Raw genomic sequence first — 13757 nt, 5'->3', positions numbered from 1 at the left:
CCCAGGAGGTGAAGCAGACTGGCCGGCACTCCGGTGCAGGTGACGGGCACGGTGCTGACGACGCGCCGGGTCGACGCCTACCATGCGCTGACCGTGGTGGCGCCCGGCATCGCCGAGCGCTACCGCCCCGGCCACTTCGTCTCCGTCGCGGCCGGGGGCGCCGGCACGTCCATGGTGACGCGGCGCGCCCTGTCCATCCACGACGTCAAGTCTGATTACGGTGGCACGGTGGAGCTGGTCTTCACCGTGCGCGGTCCCGGCACGGCGTGGCTGGCCGAGCGGCGCGCCCGCGACACGCTGGACCTGGTCGGCCCGCTGGGCAGGCCGTTCCCGCTGCCGCGCGATCCGGTGCACTGCGTGCTGGTCGGCGCCGAGTACGGCTCGGCCGTGCTGTTCCCGCTGGCCGACGCGCTGCTGGAGCGCGGCTGCCGGGTCGACTTCGTGCTCGGCGCGGCCAGCGCGGACCGGGTGTTCGGCGCGATGCGGGCCCGGCGGATGGCCGAGACGACCACGCTGACGACCGAGGACGGCTCGCTCGGCGTGCGCGGCCGGGTCACCGACGCGCTGCCGTCGGTGATCGCCGACACGCACGCCGACGCCGTCTACGCGTGCGGGCCGATGGAGTCGCTGCGGGCGGTGACCGCGGTGGCGATGGAGTTCGACATCCCGGTGCAGGTGGCGGTGGAGGAGGCGATGGCGTGCGGCATCGGCGTCTGCATGACGTGCGTGCTGCCGGTCATCGGCGACGACGGCGTCACCCGGATGGTCCGGGCGTGTGCGGAGGGGCCGGTGTTCCGGGGGGAACGGGTGCGCTTCGAGGACGTGGGAACGATCCCGTTCGACGCTCTCGGCGCCCCGGGGGGCGGTGCTCGCCATGCCGGCTGAGGGGTAACGATATGTCGGTTGATATGCGTACGTTCCTGGCGCATGTGGAGCTGGCGAACCCCGTCACCACGGCCGCCGGCTGCGCCGCCTCCGGGCGCGAGCTGGCCCAGTTCTTCGACCTGCACCGGCTGGGCGCGCTCACCACGCGCTCGATCACGATGGCGCCGCGCGCCGGCCGCCCCACGCCCCGGATGGCCGAGACGCCCTCCGGCATGCTCAACGCCGTCGGCCTCCAGGGGCCCGGCATCGACGCCTTCCTCGAACGCGAGCTGCCCTGGCTGGCCCAGCGCGGCATCAAGACCATCGTCTCCATCGGCGGCGGCACCGTGGCGGAGTATTCGGAGCTGGCCCGCAGGCTGGCCGACGCGCCCGGCGTCACCGCCCTGGAGGTCAACCTGTCGTGCCCCAACATGGAGGACCGGGGCCGCGTCTTCGCCCGCGAGGGCAGCGCCGCCGCCGAGGTGATCGCCTCGGTCCGGTCCATCATGCGCTACGACGTGCCCGTGGTGGCCAAGCTGGCCCCCGACGTGGCCGACATCGTCGCCGTCGCCCGCGCCAGCGTCGACGCCGGGGCCGACGCCCTTTCCATGATCAACAACCCGCTGGGCATGGCCATCGACACCGAGACGCTGCGGCCCTCGCTGGCCGCCGTCACCGGCGGCCTGTCCGGCCCCGCCGTCCTGCCCCTGGCCGTGCGCTGCGTGTGGCAGGTGCACGCCGCCCTGCCCGGCGTCCCCATCGTGGGCGTCGGGGGCGTCATGACGGGCCAGGACGCCTTCCAGCTCATCCTGGCGGGCGCCTGCGCCGTGGGCGTCGGCACCGCCCTGTTCCACGACCCGTACGCGTGCCTGCGCATCGAGCGCGAGCTCGAGGACCTGCTCCGGGCGCGCGGCTTCCAGCGGCTGGCCGACGCCGTCGGCCTGGCCCACCGTCCGCCGGGCAGCGCGCCCCGGCACCTGCTCGTCGACTCCGAGGAGAGCACGCCTTGACTCCCGCTCCCATAGCCGTCGCCCTCGACGCCCCCGACCTGGAGACCGCCGCCAGGTGGGCCGGGCTGGTGACCCCGCACGTCAGCACCGTCAAGGTGGGCCTGGAGCTCTACATGCGCTACGGGCCCGACGTGATCGCCTCCGTGCGCGGGGCCAGCGGGGTGCGGGTCTTCCTCGACCTCAAGCTCCACGACATCCCCAACACCGTCTCGGGCGCCGCCAGGGCCGTCTCCCGGCTGCGGCCCGCCATCCTCACCGTGCACGCCGCCGGCGGGCCCGCCATGATCAGGGCCGCCGTCGAGGCCGCCCCCCACACGCAGATCGCCGCCGTCACCGTGCTGACCTCCCTGTCGGAGGACGACCTGGCCCGCATCGGGCTGGCCGGGCCCGCCGACGACGCCGTCCGCCGCCTGGCCGCGCTCTCCGTCGAGGCCGGCGCCACCGCGCTGGTCTGCTCCCCGCACGAGGTCGCCGCCGTCCGCGCCGAGGTGGGGGAGGGCGTCACGCTCATCACCCCCGGCGTCCGGCCCGCGGGCTCGGCCACCCAGGACCAGGTCCGGGTGGCGACACCCGAGCAGGCGCTCGCCGACGGGGCCGACCTACTGGTCATCGGCCGACCGATCACCGGCTCCCCGGACCCGGGCGCGGCGGCCGCCGCCATCGCCGCCTCCCTGCGCCGCTCCGGCCCTTCCTGACAGCCGCGGACGCTCCGGGGGCCGGGCGCGTGTCAGTGCCCGGCTCCGGACCCTCCGCGGGACGGCTCGCCAGGCGTCGCCGTGACGCCCGTGCGAGGGCACGCCGGAGGAAGATCCCGAAAGGTCCCCCACGGGTTTCGGACACAGGTCAACCCGGCTTTCGGACACAGTGCGCCCGCCCTGTTGTGATCATCGTAGCGCCCCCGGGCAGCACCGCGCGCACGGCCGAGAAGCGGGAAGTGAGGGCGATTTGATCAGCAGAAAGTGATTTTACCATCACCCAAAGTGATGAAGTCGACTTTGTGGCGAGAGAAACCGCTCTTGACGTTGCTTAGGGGGCGATGACCAGCTAGTTTCCCTTCCCGTCCGAGTACATCGACAGAAATTCGAGGTGACCCGGCGTGGCTCTTCCTCCCCTGACCCCTGAGCAGCGCGCCGCAGCCCTGGAGAAGGCTGCCAAGGCCCGTAAAGAGCGTGCCGAGGTCAAGAACCGGCTCAAGCATGGCGCGGTTTCTCTGGCTGAGGTGCTCAAGGATGGGCAGACCGACGACGTCATCGGCAAGATGAAGGTGTCGGCACTGTTGGAATCGCTCCCCGGCGTGGGCAAGGTCCGCGCCAAGCAGCTCATGGAGCGGCTCGCCATCGCCGAGTCCCGCCGCGTGCGGGGTCTCGGCGCGAACCAGAGGGCCTCCCTCGAGCGCGAGTTCGGTGGCAACGAGAGCTAATCTCGGTTCCACACGAAAACGCTGGTTCAACGGGGGGTAGGAAGTGACCGACAGGTCCTGGTCCGGCAGTGTAAGGGCCCACGAGGCAGTCGGAGCGGGCGCAAGAGTCGGCGGCTTCCTCCCCTCGCGCGAAAGGCGGCTGACGGTCCTGTCGGGGCCGTCAGGCGTCGGCAAGTCCACGGTCGTCGCCGAGCTCCGGCGGGCACACCCCGAGGTGTGGCTGTCGGTCTCGGTGACCACCAGAAGCCCCCGGCCCGGCGAGGTGCACGGGGTGCACTACTTCTTCGTCGACGGCGAGGAGTTCGACCGGCTCGTCGCGGCCGGTGAGCTGCTGGAGTGGGCGGAGTTCGCGGGCAACCGCTACGGCACGCCGCGCCAGGCCGTGCTCGAAAGGCTGGCGGCGGGCGTGCCCACGCTGCTGGAGATCGACCTGGAGGGCGCCCGGCAGGTGCGGCGCAGCATGCCGGAGTCGCTGCTGGTCTTCCTGGCCCCGCCCACCTGGGAGGAGCTGGAGAAGCGGCTGCGCGGCCGGGGCACCGAGCCCGAGGACGTCATCGCCAGGCGGCTGGCGGCCGGCCGGGTCGAGATGGCGGCCGAGGAGGAGTTCGACCTCACGCTGGTGAACACGGATGTCAAAGACGTGTGCCACCGGCTGATAGCCTTGATGACCGACCCTCAGGGGGTCATCACAACCACCAAGCGAGAGGTCTGACAAATCGTGGCAGGAGTCGCCCCGGTCGCCGAGGGCATCACCAACCCTCCGATCGACGCGCTGCTCGACATCGTCGACAGCAAATACTCTCTGGTGATCATGGGCGCCAAGCGGGCCCGCCAGATCAACGCCTACTACTCCCAGCTCGGCGAGGGCCTGCTGGAGTACGTCGGCCCGCTCGTCGAGACGCACGCCCAGGAGAAGCCGCTGTCCATCGCGCTGCGCGAGGTCTCCGAGGGCCTGCTCAACGCCGAGCCCATCGAAGGCGCGGCCTGACCGCTCGATGAAGGTCGTCCTGGGCGTCGCCGGCGGCATTGCCGCGTACAAGGCGTGCGAGCTGCTGCGCCTGTTCACCGAGTCGGGGCACGAGGTCCGGGTGGTCCCCACCCGTGACGCCCTGCGGTTCGTGGGCGAGCCCACCTGGGCCGCCCTGTCGGGCAACCCGGTGACGACCGACGTGTGGGAGAGCGTCCACGAGGTGCCCCACGTGCGCATCGGCCAGGCGGCCGACCTCGTCGTGGTCGCCCCCGCCACGGCCGACCTGCTCGCCAAGGCCGCCCACGGGCTGGCCGGCGACCTGCTCACCAACACGCTGCTGACCGCGCGCTGCCCGGTGGTGTTCGCGCCCGCGATGCACACCGAGATGTGGCAGCACCCGGCCACCCGCGCCAACGTCGCCACCCTGCGCGAGCGGGGCGCGATCGTGATCGACCCGGCCGTCGGCCGGCTCACCGGGGCCGACACCGGGCCCGGCCGCCTGCCCGACCCCGCCGAGATCTTCCAGGTGTGCCTGCGCGTGCTGCGCGGCGCGCCGCGCGACCTGGCCGGGCGCAAGGTCGTCGTCTCCGCCGGCGGCACCCGCGAGGCCCTCGACCCGGTCCGCTTCATCGGCAACCGCTCCTCCGGCCTCCAGGGCTACGCGCTGGCCCGCACCGCCGCCGCCCGGGGCGCCGAGGTGACCGTGGTGGCCGCCAACGTCGCGCTGCCCGACCCGGCCGGAGCCGCCGTGGTGCGGGTGGAGACCACCGCCGAGCTGCGGGAGGCCGTCCTGGCCGCCGCCGCCTCCGCCGACGTGGTCGTCATGGCCGCCGCCGTCGCCGACTTCCGGCCCGCCGACCGGCAGGACGTGAAGATCAAGAAGACCGACGGCGAGCCCGACCCGATCCGGCTGGTGAAGAACCCCGACATCCTGGCCGAGCTGGGCCGCGAGCGCGGCGCGTACCCGAAGGTGATCGTCGGCTTCGCGGCCGAGACCCACGACGTGCTCGCCAACGGGCAGGCCAAGCTCGCCCGCAAGGGCTGCGACCTGCTGGTCGTCAACCAGGTCGGCGAGCACCTGGCCTTCGGCACCCCTGACAACGCCGCCACCGTGCTCGTCGCCGGCGGCGACCCCGTCGAGGTGCCCCGGGGGCCCAAGGAGGACGTGGCCGACGCCGTCTGGGACGCCGTCGCCGCCCGCCTGTCCTGAATCCCGTACGGGCAGCTAACCGCTCGGATGGATTACCTGATCACCTGTTGCGGGATCTCCCTATAGCTACGGATACTGGGCCAAAGGGGGACGGGATGCCAATAAGTGCTGCTGTCAGGGACCGATGCAGGACGGTTCTCGGCCATCGTGGCGCGATCCGCTACGTCTTCCCGGCGCTGTCCGTCGGGCCGCCGGGGGCCGCCAACTTCCTCGTCGTCGTCACCGACCTGGCCGTCTCGGTGCTCGCCACCCGGATGCTCAGGAGCGACCGCCCGGTCTCGGTGCACGCCACGTTCCCGCGCAACACGCGGCTCGGGCCCATCCGTCACGGCCCGTCACCGGTCATCGAGCTCGGCGACATGCTCTTCGAGTTCGACGACGAGTACGCGGCCGTGGTCGCCGCCGCCGACGCCGAGGTGTTCGCGCCCGAGACGCTGCCGCTCGACCCTCTGCCCCATCTCTGAACGTGCCCCGATCGGCCCCGCCCTCCTTTCAGAGTGCCGGATCGCGGGGCGGGTTTCGCTACCTGGCGCCAGGTAGGGCTAGACTTCGGCGAGGCTCAGGTGTGCCCAGCACCCCGAGTCCCCAGCCGTCAGCAGCCGCTGCATGAGGAGCCACTGAGTTGTCACGTCGCCTGTTCACCTCCGAGTCGGTCACCGAGGGCCACCCGGACAAGATCGCCGACCAGATCAGTGACGCGATTCTCGACACCATGCTCAAGGACGACCCGCGGAGCCGGGTCGCCGTCGAGACGATGATCACTACCGGCCAGGTTCACGTCGCAGGCGAGGTCACGACCGAGACCTACGTCGACATCCCCGGCGTCATCCGGGAGAAGATCCTGGAGATCGGCTACGACGCCTCCCACAAGGGCTTCGACGGCGCCTCGTGCGGCGTGTCGGTGTCCATCGGCGCGCAGTCGCCCGACATCGCCCAGGGCGTCGACGACGCCTACGAGCACCGCGTCGGCGGCGACGCCGACGAGCTCGACCGCCAGGGCGCCGGCGACCAGGGCCTCATGTTCGGCTACGCCTGCCGCGAGACCCCCGAGCTGATGCCGCTGCCCATCACGCTCGCCCACCGCCTCGCCCAGCGCCTGTCCGAGGTCCGCAAGTCCGGCACCGTGCCCTACCTGCGCCCCGACGGCAAGACCCAGGTCACCATCGAGTACGACGGCGACCGCCCGGTCCGCCTCGACACCGTGGTCGTCTCCACGCAGCACGCCGCCGAGATCGACCTCAAGGAGATGCTGACCCCCGACATCAAGGAGCACGTGGTCGACCCCGTGCTCGCCGGCCTCGAGATCGAGACCGAGGGCTACCGCCTGCTCGTCAACCCGACCGGGCGCTTCGAGATCGGCGGCCCCATGGGCGACGCCGGCCTCACCGGCCGCAAGATCATCATCGACACCTACGGCGGCATGGCCCGCCACGGCGGCGGCGCCTTCTCGGGCAAGGACCCGTCCAAGGTCGACCGCTCGGCCGCCTACGCCATGCGCTGGGTCGCCAAGAACGTCGTCGCGGCCGGCCTCGCCGACCGCTGCGAGGTCCAGGTCGCCTACGCCATCGGCAAGGCCCAGCCGGTCGGCCTGTTCGTCGAGTGCTTCGGCACCGAGAAGCTGCCGGTCGAGAAGATCCAGGCCGCCGTGCTCGAGGTCTTCGACCTCCGCCCGGCCGCGATCATCCGCGACCTCGACCTGCTGCGTCCTATCTACTCCGAGACCGCCGCCTACGGGCACTTCGGACGCGAGGGCTTCTCCTGGGAGTCCACCGACCGCGCCGAGGCGCTCCGCACCGCCGCGGGCCTCTGACCTGACGCCGCCGATGCCGCGCCCCCAGGAGGGGGTGCGGCATCTTCGCGTGTCCCGGGGCGGCGTCGTCGCGCTTTCAGGACCGGGCGCCTCTCAGGACCTGGGCGGCGTCCGTACGCGGCTGCTCGGGTCCTCGTGGTCGGGGTGTCCTGCGGTGGTGGACGCCCTTCCGCGGCGTTCCCCGCGGCCGGTGGCGGGGGCGTCCGCGGGCGGGCGTGGGGCGGGGCCCGAGTCTGGTAGACGTAGTGGGTGACGACCTCCGACGACGCCCTCCTGCCGCTCGACGCCGTGCGGCCCGCGGCGTCGGCGAAGGGCGCCGTCGTGCCCGCCCCGGAGCTGCCCGTGGCCAGGGTGGCCGTGGACAACCCGCTGCCCCACCTCGACCGGCCGTTCGACTACCTGGTGCCCGCCTCGATGCACGAGAGCGCCCAGCCGGGGGTGCGGGTGCGGGTGCGGTTCGCCGGCAAGCTCGTCGACGGGTTCCTGCTGGAACGGGCCGACGAGAGCGAGCACGCCGGGCGGCTGACGCCCCTCGAACGCGTCGTCTCGCCCGAGCGGGTGCTCACCCCCGAGGTGGCCGGGCTCGCCAGGGCCGTGGCCGACCGCTACGCGGGCACCCTGGCCGACGTGCTGCGCCTGGCCGTCCCGCCCCGCCACGCCAGGACGGAGACGGCCACCCGGGCCGCCGCGGCCTCTGCGGAGCCCCCCAAGGCCCCCTCCGGCCCGGCGGAGCGCTTTACGTCCCCTGACCTCCCCTCCGTCCCGGCGGACCGCGTACGGCAGCCACCGACCGCGACAGCGGCCCTGCCGACGGAGACCCCGACCTCCGAGCCTCCAAGCCCCGAGGCGGCAACCCCCGAGACGCCGACCCCCGAGGCCCCGGCGTTCCCGGCCCCGGAGTCCGAGAGCGCCACGCCCGAGGAGCCGCGGGGGGCGACCTCCGGGGCCGCTCAGCAGGGCGGTCCGCCTCTCTCGAATGCCTCGCGCCAGGTCGGCGGGCCCGACCTCGGTGCCTCCCTTCAGGACGGCGGGTCCCCGGGCGAGACGGTTGCGGCTCGGGTTGGTGAGGGCGTGCCTCAGGGGGACGGCGCGGGGGGCGTCGGTGGGGTTCAGGACGGTGGCCTGAGGGAAGGCGCGGTCCGGGGCCCCGGTGGGGCGTGGGGGGCGTACCCGATGGGGGCGTCGTTCCTCGACGCGTTGCGGCACGGGAGGGCGCCCAGGGCGGTGTGGTCGGCGCTGCCCGGGGCGCGGGGGTGGGCGGGGCCCGTCGCTGAGGCGGTGCGGGCGACGCTGGACGGCGGCCGGGGCGCGCTCGTGGTCGTGCCCGACGGGAAGGACGTGGCACTGCTCGACGCCGAGCTGGGCCGGATGCTGGGCGCCGGGCGGCATGTCGCGCTGACCGCCGACCTCGGCCCGGCCGAGCGCTACCGGCGGTGGCTGGCGGTGCTGCGCGGGCAGGTGCGGGCGGTCGTGGGGACGCGGGCGGCGATGTTCGCGCCCGTGGAGCGGCTGGGGCTGGTGGCGATCTGGGACGACGGCGACGACCTGCACGCCGAGCGGCTCGCGCCGTACCCGCACGCGCGGGAGGTGCTGGGGCTGAGGGCGCACCGGACCGGCGCGGCCATGCTGATCGGCGCCTACGCGCGCACCGCCGAGGCCACCCAGCTGCTCGCCTCCCGCTGGGCCCGGCCGATCGTGGCCGACCGTCAGACGATCAGGAGCCTCGCCCCGCACGTCCGCCCGGCGGGGGAGGACGCCGAGCTGGCCAAGGACCAGGCGGCGCGCGCGGCCCGGCTGCCCAGCGTGGCCTGGCGGGCGCTGCGCCAGGGGCTGGAGAGCGGGCCCGTCCTCGTGCAGGTGCCCAGGCGCGGCTACCTGCCGGCGCTGGCCTGCCGGCACTGCCGCGCCCCGGCCCGCTGTTCGCACCCGCCGACCCGCACGGGCTTCCCGGCCTCGACGGGGCCGGCGGCTCACGCGGGCGCGGCGGCGTACGCGGGCGCTCCCGGAGGGTTCGTGTCGCAGGGCCAGGGGGTTCTGGGCGGGCCCGGTGGGTCCGGGACAGCCGGCTCCTCGGTCCACGACGCCGCGGAAGGGGCGGCCGGCGTGGGGGAGGCGATGCGGCTCGCCGTGCCCGGGGACGCGGCGTACGTGGGCGAGGGGCGTACGGGCGCGGCGTACGAGGGTGAGGGGCGTGCGGGCGCGGGGGACGGGCTGTGCCGGGGGCCGCTGGCGCTCAGGGGCGGGCACGCGGCCCCGTACTGCCGCTGGTGCGGACGGGTGGACGCGGCGTGGAAGTGCGAGCACTGCGGGAGCCCGAGGCTGCGGGCGGTGGTCGTGGGCGCGCGGCGGACGGCGGAGGAGCTGGGCCGGGCCTTCCCGTCGGTGCCGGTGCGCACGTCGGGGCGTGACGGGGTGCTGGCGAGCGTGCCGGGGAGCCGGGCGCTGGTCGTGGCGACGCCGGGGGCCGAGCCGGTGGCCGAGGGCGGCTACGCGGCGGTGGTGCTGCTCGACGGGTGGGCGCTGCTGGGCCGGGCGGACCTGCGGGCGGGGGAGGAGGCGGTGCGCCGGTGGATGAACGCCGCCGCGCTGCTGCGCCCGCGCGGTGAGCTGGTGGTGCTGGCCGACGCAGGGCTGCCGGCGGTGCAGGCGCTGCTGCGCTGGGACGCGGTCACGCACGCCGAGCGGGAGCTGGCCGAGCGGGTGGAGCTCGGGTTCCCTCCTGCGGTGCGGATGGCGACGCTCACGGGCACGGCGGCGGCGGTGCGGCAGATGGTGGCCGAGGCGCGCCTGCCCGCCGACGCGCAGGTGCTCGGGCCGGTGCCGATCGACGACTCGGGCCAGGAACGCGCCATGATCCGGGTGCCGCGCGGGAGCGGTGCGGCGCTGGCCGCGGCGCTCAAAGGGGCCAGTGGGGTGCGCGCGGCCAGAAAGACACCAGATGTCGTGAGGGTAAGTGTCGACCCGCTCGACCTGATTTAGGCCGTTTCCCCGATTCGCTCATCTGTAAGCCAGCCGTTAGCGTGCCCTCTGTGTCGATCGAATGGGTGAACCTGGCCATCGACGATCTGCGTGCTTGGGGGCGCGGGCGGGGCGTCGAGGTGGACGCGGACGAGATCCGCCTGCTCTGCGATTACGCCAGCGACTACCTGAACGTCAACGAGCTGGGCGACTTCGTCCCCGCCACGTTCGACGAGCTGTTGCTGTCCATCTACCCGCGCAAGGTGATCGCGCCTCCGGAGAGCGCGCCGGAGACGGTGGCCGCCGCCCGCACGCTGGTCGACTACCTGCAGGAGTCGGGTGCGGTCAGCGGTGAGACGGCTGCGCTGATGCGTGAGCGGCTGAGCGACATCGCCACCCGGATGCCGGGGGCGCTGGCCGACACCGCCAACTTCGGCATGGCCAAGAGCCTGTTCAGCTCGATCGGGCCCGAGTCGCTGGAGCAGTCGATCGCCATCCCGTCGGGCGAGGTGCCCGACCTGGGGGAGGCGCCCTGCGACTGTCCCGGCTGCACGCCCAGGCCGGCCGTCCGGCTGCCCTCGCCCGAGGCGCTGGAGGCGGAGCTGCGCGACGTCCCGCTGCTGGCCGCGCTCGACCGGGGCGAGGCGCCCTACCTGAGCGAGGTGGCCGAGGGGGAGCCGCTTCCGCGCTGGGCGGCGGTCGTCGCCCACCTCGTCGAGCGTGACACCGGCGGCCAGGTCACCGGCCACCCGCAGGTCGACGAGGAGCTCTACGACCTGCTCGACATGCTCTACCGGCTCCAGTCGCCCGCGCCCGCCGCCGTGGCCGGCGACTACCTGGCCGACCTGGCCGAGGACACCGCCGTCGACGTGCCCGCCGTGCTGGAACGGCTGGCCTGGTGCGGCCTGCTGCGCCTGGAGGACGGCACGGTCGCGCTCACCCCGGCCGCCGTGTGGGCGCTGCGCGAGCACTACCTCGCGCTCGGGCTCGACGCGCCGCAGGCTCCCGACCTGGCCGAGGCCGACGCGCGCGGGCTCATCGAGGGGCTGCTCGACGGCGTGCCGACCGAGCTGGCCGAGGACGACATCAGCCGCTGGCTGGCCGCCCGCCCGGCCGGCGAGGCCGCGGCCCAGTTGCTCGCCGCCGCCTCCGGCGCGCCCGCCGTGGCGCGCGGGATCGCGGTCACGATCGTGGACCGGCTCGGCGCCGAGGCCGCCGGCGAGGTGCGGCCCTGGCTCGACGACCAGGAGCTGCGCCCGCACGCCATCCACTGGCTCACCGCGCGCGGCCTGCCCGCCCCGGCGCTCAGCCAGGAGGAGCTGCTGTGGGTCAGCGTCGACATGCTCGCGCTGGCGACCCCGGCGGCCGCCGACGACCCCGAGATGTTCGCCGAGAACATCGCCGCCTCCGGCCCGCCGGCCCACCTCATCGAGGAGATGTGGCGGGTGGACCACCCCGACGTCGTCGAGGTCCTGGAGCTGCTCGGACGCTCGCTGCCCGACGGCACGGCCGCCAAGGCGGCCCGCAAGGCGGCGTTCAAGGCGCGCTCCCGGGGCATCCGATGAGTACGCCTCTGTGACTCCTGTGCAGTAAGTTTCGTGGGTGGCAAACAACGTCTTCGACCTCGCCGAGCTGCGCAAGCTGATCGATGAGCAGGCCGCCGTGCCGCCACGGCCGCCGCAGGAGAAGACCCCCGCGCAGCACGAGGCGCTCACGTTCCCGCCTGTCACGCTGGCCGGCGACGCCGAGCTCGCGCGGGTGGTCCCGACGGTCCCGCTCGTCGCCGACGCCATCCGCCTCGCCACCTGGACGGGCGAGCGCCCGGTGTCGCCGGACGGGCTGCTGCCGGAGGCCGACCGGGCGGCGGCCGTCGCCGCGCTCGGCCTGGAGCCGTCGCGGCTGCGGCTGGTCTGGATCGTCGCCGTCAACACCGGCCTGCTGCGCATCGCGCGCGGCCGGGCGTCGCGCGGCCCGCTGCCGGCGCGGCTGACGGTGGAGGCGACGCTGGAGTTCTGGGACGGCGTCGTCATGGACGTGCTCGACCGCGCCGACGAGGGCCTGACCGGCTCCACCGTGGTCGACGGCCACCTCGCCGAGATGCTCGCCACGATCTACTCCGTACGGTCCGGCGTCGCGATCGCCAACCTGGCCCGGGGCATCCTGCAGTCGCACGAGGTGGCCTGCGCGCCCGGCGACGCGGAGATGCGCAGGCTCGCCGCGGCGCTCCCGGCCGAGCTGCTGGAGGCGCTGTCGCTGCTGTCCTACTGCGGCCTGGTCGAGCAGACGTCGGCCGGGCGCACCGCGCTCACCCCGCTGGGCGTCTGGGCGATCCGCCGCGACCTGCTGCGCGAGGGCCACGACGCGCCCACGGCCGCCGAGGTCGAGGTGTTCGCCGACCTGTCGGCCGCCGAGCTGGTCGAGGCCCTGGTCAAGGGCTCGGCCACGCAGAGCGCCGTCGCCGGGTGGCTGGAGCGCCGTCCGCCCGAGGAGGCCGCCCGCGAGCTCATCGCGATCGCCGCCGAGGGCGACGCCGGCCGGCGCGGCGCGGTGGGCGCCGTCCTGGAGGAGCTCGGGCCCGAGGCCGAGGCCCCGATGCGCGAGGCGCTCGCCCTGCCGCTCATGCGCCGCTACGCCGCCTCCTGGCTGCACATCCGCGACCTTCAGGCGCCGCCGCTCAGCCCCGAGGACCACACCTGGATCGCGGTCGACTCGCTGGCCGCGCTCATGCACATGTCGGGGCCCGTCGCGGGCCGGCTCGACACGCCGGAGCCGGGCGAGGACCTCGTCAAGCTCATCACCGCGATGCCGGCCGTCGGCCACCCCGACACCGTGGCCGTCCTCGACATGCTCGCCGGCGCGCACGACGACCAGGCGGTCGTCAAGGCGGCGCGCAAAGCGGCGATGAAGGCGCGCTCCCTCGCGCACACTAAAATGGACTGATCCACCTACGAAACGGAGTGACCCCCTTGGCGATCCAGGCGATCCGGCTGTTCGGAGACCCGGTGCTGCGCACCCCGGCTGCGCCGGTGACCGACTTCGACAAGGAGCTCCGCAAGCTGGTCAAGGACCTCACCGACACGATGATGGACGCGCCGGGCGCCGGCCTGGCCGCGCCGCAGATCGGCGTGGGCCTGCGCGTGTTCACCTATTACGTCGACGACCAGCTCGGCCACCTGATCAACCCCGACCTCGACCTGTCCGACGACCTGGACGAGGAGGGCGAGGAGGGCTGCCTGTCGTTCCCCGGCCTGTCGTTCCCCACGCCGCGCGCCATCCGCGCCGTCGCCCGGGGCTTCAACATGCACGGCGAGCCGGTCACGCTGGAGGGCACCGACCTGATGGCGCGCTGCTTCCAGCACGAGACCGACCACCTCGACGGCATCCTGTTCATCGACCGGATGGATGCCAAGCAGCGCAAGCTCGCGATGAAGGCCATCCGCGAGGCCGAGTGGAGCGGCCTGGCGGCGCCCACGGTCAAGTTCTCCCCGCACGCCACCGGCGGAAAGGCGCTGTGA

Annotated in this window: 13 protein-coding genes; all 13 read left to right on the top strand. The window is 74.0% G+C overall.

Annotation, left to right across the window (positions count from 1 at the left end; translation table 11 throughout):
* The first annotated feature begins 33 nt into the window (after positions 1-33).
* The 13 genes from AB0J53_RS15575 (at position 34) to def (ending at position 13757) form a co-directional block, all read left to right on the top strand.
* Positions 34-885, top strand: coding sequence for a dihydroorotate dehydrogenase electron transfer subunit (locus AB0J53_RS15575; protein WP_219507233.1), 852 nt, complete (start codon positions 34-36; stop codon positions 883-885).
* A gap of 11 nt (positions 886-896) precedes the next feature.
* The gene (locus AB0J53_RS15570) at positions 897-1874 is read left to right on the top strand and encodes a dihydroorotate dehydrogenase (RefSeq protein ID WP_219507234.1); all 978 of its coding nucleotides are present in this window, start codon (positions 897-899) and stop codon (positions 1872-1874) included.
* Positions 1871-2569, top strand: coding sequence for an orotidine-5'-phosphate decarboxylase (gene pyrF / locus AB0J53_RS15565; RefSeq protein WP_219507235.1), 699 nt, complete (start codon positions 1871-1873; stop codon positions 2567-2569). Before AB0J53_RS15570 ends, pyrF begins: the two co-directional genes overlap by 4 nt.
* Before the next feature lie 401 nt (positions 2570-2970).
* The gene (gene mihF / locus AB0J53_RS15560) at positions 2971-3294 is read left to right on the top strand and encodes an integration host factor, actinobacterial type (protein WP_020541698.1); all 324 of its coding nucleotides are present in this window, start codon (positions 2971-2973) and stop codon (positions 3292-3294) included.
* Between the two features lie 139 nt (positions 3295-3433).
* A complete protein-coding gene (gmk, locus tag AB0J53_RS15555) occupies positions 3434-4006 on the top strand; it encodes a guanylate kinase (protein WP_246645243.1) in 573 nt (190 codons plus the stop codon).
* Between the two features lie 6 nt (positions 4007-4012).
* Positions 4013-4282, top strand: coding sequence for a DNA-directed RNA polymerase subunit omega (gene rpoZ, locus AB0J53_RS15550; RefSeq protein WP_219507237.1), 270 nt, complete (start codon positions 4013-4015; stop codon positions 4280-4282).
* A gap of 7 nt (positions 4283-4289) precedes the next feature.
* Positions 4290-5474, top strand: coding sequence for a bifunctional phosphopantothenoylcysteine decarboxylase/phosphopantothenate--cysteine ligase CoaBC (gene coaBC, locus AB0J53_RS15545; RefSeq protein WP_364172343.1), 1185 nt, complete (start codon positions 4290-4292; stop codon positions 5472-5474).
* A 95-nt stretch (positions 5475-5569) separates the two neighbouring features.
* Positions 5570-5938, top strand: coding sequence for a hypothetical protein (locus AB0J53_RS15540; RefSeq protein WP_219507239.1), 369 nt, complete (start codon positions 5570-5572; stop codon positions 5936-5938).
* Between the two features lie 158 nt (positions 5939-6096).
* Positions 6097-7284 (top strand): methionine adenosyltransferase, encoded by a 1188-nt coding sequence (metK, locus tag AB0J53_RS15535; protein ID WP_219507240.1) that lies wholly within the window; start codon positions 6097-6099, stop codon positions 7282-7284.
* 249 nt (positions 7285-7533) lie between these two features.
* Positions 7534-10263, top strand: coding sequence for a primosomal protein N' (locus AB0J53_RS15530; protein ID WP_364172340.1), 2730 nt, complete (start codon positions 7534-7536; stop codon positions 10261-10263).
* Positions 10264-10313: 50 nt separating this feature from the next.
* On the top strand, positions 10314-11807 hold the full coding sequence (locus tag AB0J53_RS15525) for a hypothetical protein (protein WP_364172338.1): 1494 nt from the start codon (positions 10314-10316) through the stop codon (positions 11805-11807).
* Positions 11808-11844: 37 nt separating this feature from the next.
* Positions 11845-13182 carry a hypothetical protein gene (locus AB0J53_RS15520; RefSeq protein WP_364172336.1) on the top strand — a complete coding sequence of 446 codons (1338 nt, stop codon included), beginning with the start codon at positions 11845-11847 and terminating at the stop codon, positions 13180-13182.
* A gap of 26 nt (positions 13183-13208) precedes the next feature.
* Positions 13209-13757 carry a peptide deformylase gene (gene def, locus AB0J53_RS15515; RefSeq protein ID WP_219507245.1) on the top strand — a complete coding sequence of 183 codons (549 nt, stop codon included), beginning with the start codon at positions 13209-13211 and terminating at the stop codon, positions 13755-13757.

Origin of the sequence: Nonomuraea sp. NPDC049725 (assembly GCF_040674795.1) — a bacterium.
Taxonomy (GTDB): domain Bacteria; phylum Actinomycetota; class Actinomycetes; order Streptosporangiales; family Streptosporangiaceae; genus Nonomuraea; species Nonomuraea ceibae.
This window is presented reverse-complemented; position numbering and strand designations above follow the sequence as displayed.

What these genes read in the sequence shown, in the direction of transcription:
- coaBC (WP_364172343.1), top strand. Translation starts at nt 4,290, where the DNA reads ATGAAGGTCGTCCTGGGCGTCGCCGGCGGCATTGCCGCGTACAAGGCG.
- AB0J53_RS15570 (WP_219507234.1), top strand. Translation starts at nt 897, where the DNA reads ATGTCGGTTGATATGCGTACGTTCCTGGCGCATGTGGAGCTGGCGAAC.
- AB0J53_RS15540 (WP_219507239.1), top strand. Translation starts at nt 5,570, where the DNA reads ATGCCAATAAGTGCTGCTGTCAGGGACCGATGCAGGACGGTTCTCGGC.